The organism is Desulfofundulus sp. (assembly GCF_049701015.1).
Taxonomy (GTDB): domain Bacteria; phylum Bacillota; class Desulfotomaculia; order Desulfotomaculales; family Desulfovirgulaceae; genus Desulfofundulus.
Genome location: NZ_JBNATZ010000143.1, coordinates 1 through 6,561, shown reverse-complemented (window position 1 = coordinate 6,561; position 6,561 = coordinate 1). Strand labels below are relative to the sequence as shown.

Below are 6,561 nucleotides of genomic sequence, written 5' to 3'. Positions count from 1 at the left end.
AACAGGTATAGATTGTTAATTTTTTATTAAAATATGATTTGAATTGATTAATTCAGCTCAAGAGGTGATCCCCTTGGTCGATGAACAGTTGTTGAAGGAAGTTCTGGATCTCGCCCTGTCCAGCGGGGGAGACTTTGCAGATGTATTCGTCGAGCACAGACAATCCACGGGTGTTGGTCTCGAAGGCGGCAAGGTTGAGCGGGTCCATTCGGGTATCGATATGGGTGCCGGCATTCGGGTGCTCAACGGGGATTCCACAGCCTATGCCTATACCAACGACCTGAGCAAGGAAGGCCTCCTCGAGGCCGCCCGTATCGTCAGTCATGCTTCCCGTGGGGAGAAGAAGGATTATCACCTGGATCTGCGCCGGGTACGGCCGCTGGTTGATTTTGCCGTGGTGGAACGACCTGATGCGGTCAAGGCGGAACGCAAGGTGGAAGTTGTCCAGGCAGCTGACAGAGCTGCCCGGGCCGTGGATGTGGAGAAGATCAAGCAGGTGATGGTGGCCTACGGGGACGTGGTCCAGAAAGTGGTCATTGCCAACAGCGCCGGCGAATATGTGGAAGATGAGCGTATCCGTACCCGCCTGATGGTGCAGGTGGTGGCTGCCGAGGGGTCGACCATTCAAACGGGTTACGAGGCTGTGGGCGGTTTAGCGGGCTTTGAGTTGCTGGAACGTTATTCCCCGGCTACTGTCGCAGAAGTTGCGGCCCGCCGGGCCGTGGAGATGCTCAAGGCTAAAGAGGCCCCCAGCGGTAAAATGCCCGTGGTTATGGCCGGGGAGGCGGGAGGCACCATGGTGCACGAAGCCTGCGGCCACGGCCTGGAGGCGGATCTGGTGCAAAAGAAGCTTTCTGTTTATGCCGGCAAAAAGGGGCAAAAAGTGGCGGCCGACATCGTTACCGTTATCGATGACGCCAGCATGGCCGGCCATTACGGTTCCTACCGTTTTGATGACGAGGGTGTGCCGGCCCGGAAAGTGACCCTCATTGAAAATGGTGAGCTTACCGACTACATGTACGACCGGCTCACCGCTTCACGGGAAGGAAGAATGTCCAACGGTCACGGCCGCCGGGAGTCCTACCAGCACAAACCCATCCCCCGCATGGGCAATACCTACATAGCTCCGGGCAAGATGGACCCGGAGAAGATCATCAGGGAGGTTAAAAATGGCCTCCTGGTCAAGAAAATGGGTGGTGGCCAGGTGAATACTACCACCGGAGATTTTGTCTTTGATGTAGCCGAAGGGTACCTGATTCAGGACGGTGAAGTCGGTCCCATGGTACGGGGGGCAACTTTGACGGGCAACGGCCCTGAGGTATTAAGGATTGTGGAAATGATCGGCAGGGATCTTGGTTTTACCATCGGTACCTGCGGCAAAGACGGGCAGGGTGTTCCGGTTAGCGATGCCCAGCCTACCATGGCTATCAAGGAGCTCGTTGTGGGTGGTACTGGCAAAATCCGCAGGCTGTAAAACCGCACTTACAAACATAAAGGGACAAGGGACGGAACATTACGTTTTATCCGTCCCTTTCCTGGTATCTTTTAATTCGAGGACCGAATCTATAACGCGGTGTAACCGCCCGCGGGTCGTTCGGAAACCAGTCTGGTCATCAGGTTTGCAATTACCTGTTTTTCCTGCTGGTCGGCTACCTGCCAGAGCTCCTTGAGCACTTTTTGTTCCGGGTTGGCTGGAGGTACGTGATCGGCCAGCACTTGACCCGCCTGCTGGGCCAGATTTACAATGCGGTCCCGGGAAATGCCCAGTTCCTCCGCAAATTCTACCGCCTGACCCAAGAAACGTTTCCAATTATCCCAGTCCGTACTTACCTGGCGAATATCCAATTATGATACGCTCCTTTCTGATAAATGTATGGATTTATTTCTATTTTGTTCCTTTTCTCGCTGTTTTATTCAAGGAAAGGGATACACACCTTCGCAAGCAGCGGCATATGGTAACAAAGGAAACCTAAAAGGCCTCATCCAGGGGGTAGGCTGCATGAAAATTGGTGATATCGTTACCTGCAAGGTATGCGGTGAAGATATGCAGTTCTGTATACTTGGTTTTTATACCAAACAGAGTACCGGGGAGCGGGTAGCCATTCTGGCCATGCTGGACCCGGCCACCATAGTGGAAGCTTCAGTACAGGAACTTGCACCGGTATCCCTGAAAGGTATATTTGATCTCACCACCAGTCTTTATGTACACTAGGCTGCCGGCAGGCAGCTTTTTTTATTGGTTTCTAAAGGAATAGGTTAGCGGGTATTGAATAATACTTATGTTGACGTGGAAAGGAGTGGGATTTGCATTGGCCGACTTTGTGGAAATTGCCCGGTTCGCTCTGGAACGTGCTGCCAGCCTGGGGGCTGACCAGGCTGAAGCCTACCTGAATGCCGGCAAGGAGCTGGTTGTTGAAATACGGGACGGGCGGGTTGAAACCATGAAATTGGCGCAGGACCGGGGCCTGGGCCTGCGGGTGATGGTCGGCAACAGTGCCGGATTTGCCTTTACAACCGATCTAACAAAAACGGCCGTTGAGGATATTGTCAGCCAGGCGGTGAGCAATGCCTCCAGTGCGGCTCCTGACCCTTACCGGGTGTTGCCCGAACCAGCTTCCAGGTACCCTGAACTGGACCTTTATGACCCGGCCATCCGAAAGGCCACGGTGGAAGAAAAAATCGAACTGGCCAGGGCTATGGAAAGAGCAGCCCGGGATTTCGACCCGCGGGTAAAAATCATTGAAAGCGCTGCCTACCATGATGCTGAACTAGAGGTTACCCTGGTGAACAGCCGGGGTATAGAGGCCAGTTACCGGAGTGCCTACTGCGGGCTGTATATTTCCGTGGTCGCTGAAGAAAACAATGATAGCCAGACAGGCTTTGCGATGGATTACGGGCTGCAATTTGCGCGGTTGAACCCGGGCAGGGTGGGACGGGAAGCCGCAGAGCGGGCTGTGCGCATGCTGGGGGCTAAACCGGTGACCACCCGGCGGGCGACAGTGATTCTGGAGCCCTATGTGGTGACGGGTTTTTTGGGGCTTCTGGGTCCGGGTCTTACGGCTGAAGCCGTCCAAAAGAACCGTTCGCTCTTCGCCGGCAAGGTGGGACAGGCGGTGGCCTCCCCGCTTGTGAACATCATTGACGACGGTGCTCTGGCCGGAGGTCTGGCTTCAGCTCCTTTTGACGGTGAAGGCGTGCCCACGGGGCGTACGGTCTTAATTGAAGGTGGAGTTCTGCGCGGCTTCTTACATAATACATATACGGCTGCTAAGGATGGGGTCAAATCTACCGGTAACGGAGTGCGCGGCTCCTTCAAGAGCCCTCCCGAAGTGGGAACAACCAACTTTTTTATCCAGCCGGGGACGATTTCCCATGAGGACCTGATTCGTGATACCCACCAGGGTCTCTATGTAACCGAAGTATTGGGGATGCACACGGCGAACCCCATTTCCGGTGATTTTTCCGTAGGAGCGGCGGGGATTTTAATTGAAAACGGACAGCTTACCCGTCCTGTACGTGGCGTGGCCATCGCCGGCAATCTTCTCGATTTACTCAAGCAGGTGGATGGAGTAGCCAGTAACCTGACCTTTTTTGGGGGACGGGGGGCGCCGACCATCAGGGTTGCTGCGATGTCCATAAGTGGTCACTAAGAACGGGCTTTGCAATTATGCTTGCTTATGGTAAAATTTTTTTTGCGATCCTCTTCAGGCAGGACGGTGTTTCAGATGAAAATACTGGTCCTGAACGGCCCCAATCTAAATTTACTGGGACGCCGCGAGCCCCGGGTTTACGGTAATCTCACCCTGGACGAGATCAACTCTTCCCTTGTAGAGCTGGCCGGGGAACTGGGCGTGGAGATAGCGTTTTACCAGTCCAATCACGAAGGCGAGCTGGTGGACAGGCTTCACCGGGCGGTGGGTGCAGAGGATGCAGTGATTTTTAACCCCGGTGCCTATACCCACTACAGCATTGCATTGAGAGATGCTGTGGCAGCAACTGGTTTGCCTGTAATTGAAGTGCATCTTTCTAATATCTACGCCCGGGAAGAGTTCCGTCACCATTCAGTGATTGCTCCGGTGGCCGCCGGTCAGATTAGCGGCCTGGGCATGCTCGGTTACCAGCTGGCACTCAGGGCCGCAGTAGAACTGGCGCGGAGCAGGGGGCAAGGACATGCAGGGCAGGATTAAACGTCTACTGGCCAGGATTGCTCAAGAGAATGTAGATGCATTTTTGGTGATGCGCCCGGAAAACCTCTTTTACCTGAGTGGTTTCACCGGTTCTGCCGGTGCTCTGGTTGTTACTGAACGGCAGGTTTATTTGATGGTTGATTTTCGCTATTTTGAACAGGCAAGGGAACAGTGTTCTTTTTGTCAGGTGGTCGGTTTTCAAGGATCTCTATATGAGGCGCTTGCTGAAAGACTGCCCCACTGGGGGGTCGAGCGGCTGGGCTGTGAAGGAGATTTTCTTAGTTATAAACAGGTAATCACGCTGCAGGAGAAACTGGAAAATATTCCTGTTGCACCTCTCCACGGTCTGGTCGAGGAGTTAAGGCAGGTAAAAGATCGGGAGGAAATTGAGCTTTTGTCCCGGGCAGTGGCTTTGGCCGACCGGGCTTTTGAACACATTCTTGACTGCTTGAAGCCCGGTGTTACTGAATGGGATGTGGCTGTGGAGCTGGAATGTTTTATGCGCCGCCTGGGTGCCAGTAAAAGCGCCTTTGATACTATTGTCGCTTCCGGTCCCCGTGGAGCTTTACCCCATGGTGTGGCTTCCCACCGGGTTATTCGCGCAGGGGAAATGGTAACCATGGATTTTGGTTGCCTGTACGGAGGCTATAATTCCGATCTCACGCGGACGGTCGTGCTGGGTTCGCCCCATCCCCGCCAGCAAGAAATCTACGATCTGGTTCTGGCCGCCCAGCGGGCTGCTCTGGCAGCCGTGCGAGCCGGGGTGAAGGCCTGTGAAGTTGACCGGGCAGCACGCGAAGTGATTGCCTCTGCTGGTTACGGGGAAAACTTCGGCCACAGTACCGGCCACGGCGTGGGACTGGCGGTACATGAAGAACCTTCCGTATCCCAAAAGAGTGAAGTTGTGCTGCAACCGGGTATGGTCATCACTGTGGAACCGGGCATTTACCTTCCGGGCTGGGGTGGTGTAAGGATTGAAGACATGGTGGTAGTGGAGGAACAGGGGTGCCGTATTCTTACCAGTGCCCCAAAGGACCCTCTGCCTGTGGTTCCCGTTTAAATCCCGTTTAAATATGGAGGGGTAATTTTAGTTTATATGGATATTATTATCAAAGGGAGGTTTAGCTAAACGTGATTTCCACCAACGACTTCCGAACCGGATTAACCATTGATCTGGACGGCGAAGTGTACCAGGTGATTGAATTTCAACACGTCAAGCCCGGAAAAGGGGCGGCCTTTGTACGCTCGAAGCTCAAAAACCTGCGTACCGGGGCCGTAATTGAAAAAACGTTTAACGCAGGCGAAAAGATACCCCGTGCCCATGTGGAGCGGCGTGAAGTTCAGTACCTTTATAATGACGGGACAAGCTACAATTTTATGGATATGGAAACTTTTGACCAGTTCTCCCTGACCAGGGAACAGCTTGGAGATGCGGTTAACTTTCTGAAGGAAAACATGACCATCAATCTCCTCATGTTCCAGGGTAAGTCAATTGGCGTGGACTTGCCGAACTTTGTGGAGTTAAAAGTGGTGGACACGCCCCCGGGTATCAAGGGAGACACCGCCTCCGGAGGCTCGAAGCCGGCTACCCTGGAAACAGGTTATGTCGTACAGGTTCCCTTCTTTGTTGAAGTTGGCGATGTTTTGCAAATAGACACCCGAACCGGTCAATATATCAAGCGGGCGTAAAGGGTAGGTCGCCTGTTGCAGGAAGGGATGACTTGCCCCGAGGAAATATATGTTTAAAAACCCCCGGAAAAGAGCAATACTATAACAGTCCAGTTGGGTACTTATCAAACCAAAGGGGGTTTTTAAATGGAGGACCTTAAATCCAAGGTGGCTTACCTGCAGGGTCTTTCCGCGGGTATGGACCTTGAAAAGGAAAGTAAGGAGGGCCGGTTGCTTTCAAGTATCATCGATGTTCTGGGAGATTTTGCCGATTCTTTTAACGAGTTGCAGGAAGCCCAGGGACAGCTGGAGGATTATGTGGAAAGCATTGATGAAGATCTTTATTCCCTGGAAGATGAGATTTATGAAGACCGCCCGGGCATCGATGAGGACGACTATATGGAAGTGGAATGCCCGCGCTGCGGGGAACTCGTTTATTTCGACCGCGATATTGTCGATGATGAAGATGTGATTGAAGTAACCTGTCCCAATTGCGATGAAGTGGTCTTCGTTAATGATGAAACCTTTGCTTCCGCCGATGAGCCCGAACCGCTCGAAGGGCGTGCGCAGGTGGAGCATGAAGATGATCTTTAGGTTTCGGTCAAGCCGAAACCTTTTTTCATCATCAGAGAACCGGTGCTGCGGTGTCAACGTTAAAGTAAAATTACTGTAGGAAAAGTAGCAGGGGAAAAGAGGTGGAGGGTAG

Annotated in this window: 8 protein-coding genes; 7 read left to right on the top strand and 1 reads right to left on the bottom strand. The window is 53.1% G+C overall.

Annotated elements, in window-relative coordinates; genetic code table 11:
* Window positions 1-73 precede the first annotated feature (73 nt).
* Window positions 74-1,474: a TldD/PmbA family protein gene (locus tag ACPLUI_RS09460; RefSeq protein WP_424660016.1), complete on the top strand. Its 1,401-nt coding sequence runs from the start codon at window positions 74-76 to the stop codon at window positions 1,472-1,474.
* 89 nt (window positions 1,475-1,563) lie between these two features.
* Here the strand turns inward: ACPLUI_RS09460 and ACPLUI_RS09455 are convergent, their stop codons facing one another.
* Complete coding sequence (locus tag ACPLUI_RS09455) at window positions 1,564-1,845, bottom strand: DUF3243 domain-containing protein (protein ID WP_424660015.1); 282 nt, start codon at window positions 1,843-1,845, stop codon at window positions 1,564-1,566.
* 154 nt (window positions 1,846-1,999) lie between these two features.
* Here ACPLUI_RS09455 and ACPLUI_RS09450 point away from each other — a divergent pair, with 154 nt between their 5' ends.
* From ACPLUI_RS09450 to ACPLUI_RS09425, 6 genes are all read left to right on the top strand, one after another.
* Window positions 2,000-2,212 carry a hypothetical protein gene (locus tag ACPLUI_RS09450; protein WP_424660014.1) on the top strand — a complete coding sequence of 71 codons (213 nt, stop codon included), beginning with the start codon at window positions 2,000-2,002 and terminating at the stop codon, window positions 2,210-2,212.
* Window positions 2,213-2,279: 67 nt separating this feature from the next.
* Window positions 2,280-3,650, top strand: coding sequence for a TldD/PmbA family protein (locus ACPLUI_RS09445; protein WP_424660013.1), 1,371 nt, complete (start codon window positions 2,280-2,282; stop codon window positions 3,648-3,650).
* A 75-nt stretch (window positions 3,651-3,725) separates the two neighbouring features.
* Window positions 3,726-4,187 carry a type II 3-dehydroquinate dehydratase gene (gene aroQ, locus ACPLUI_RS09440; protein WP_424660012.1) on the top strand — a complete coding sequence of 154 codons (462 nt, stop codon included), beginning with the start codon at window positions 3,726-3,728 and terminating at the stop codon, window positions 4,185-4,187.
* The gene (locus ACPLUI_RS09435) at window positions 4,171-5,247 is read left to right on the top strand and encodes a M24 family metallopeptidase (RefSeq protein ID WP_424660011.1); all 1,077 of its coding nucleotides are present in this window, start codon (window positions 4,171-4,173) and stop codon (window positions 5,245-5,247) included. The genes aroQ and ACPLUI_RS09435 overlap by 17 nt, the downstream gene beginning before the upstream one ends.
* Window positions 5,248-5,318: 71 nt before the next feature.
* Window positions 5,319-5,876 (top strand): elongation factor P, encoded by a 558-nt coding sequence (efp, locus tag ACPLUI_RS09430; RefSeq protein WP_424660010.1) that lies wholly within the window; start codon window positions 5,319-5,321, stop codon window positions 5,874-5,876.
* A gap of 126 nt (window positions 5,877-6,002) precedes the next feature.
* The gene (locus tag ACPLUI_RS09425; RefSeq protein ID WP_424660009.1) at window positions 6,003-6,449 is read left to right on the top strand and encodes a CD1247 N-terminal domain-containing protein; all 447 of its coding nucleotides are present in this window, start codon (window positions 6,003-6,005) and stop codon (window positions 6,447-6,449) included.
* Window positions 6,450-6,561: the final 112 nt, after the last annotated feature.

What these genes read in the sequence shown, in the direction of transcription:
- ACPLUI_RS09450 (WP_424660014.1), top strand. Translation starts at nt 2,000, where the DNA reads ATGAAAATTGGTGATATCGTTACCTGCAAGGTATGCGGTGAAGATATG.
- ACPLUI_RS09445 (WP_424660013.1), top strand. Translation starts at nt 2,280, where the DNA reads ATGTTGACGTGGAAAGGAGTGGGATTTGCATTGGCCGACTTTGTGGAA.
- aroQ (WP_424660012.1), top strand. Translation starts at nt 3,726, where the DNA reads ATGAAAATACTGGTCCTGAACGGCCCCAATCTAAATTTACTGGGACGC.
- ACPLUI_RS09435 (WP_424660011.1), top strand. Translation starts at nt 4,171, where the DNA reads ATGCAGGGCAGGATTAAACGTCTACTGGCCAGGATTGCTCAAGAGAAT.
- ACPLUI_RS09425 (WP_424660009.1), top strand. Translation starts at nt 6,003, where the DNA reads ATGGAGGACCTTAAATCCAAGGTGGCTTACCTGCAGGGTCTTTCCGCG.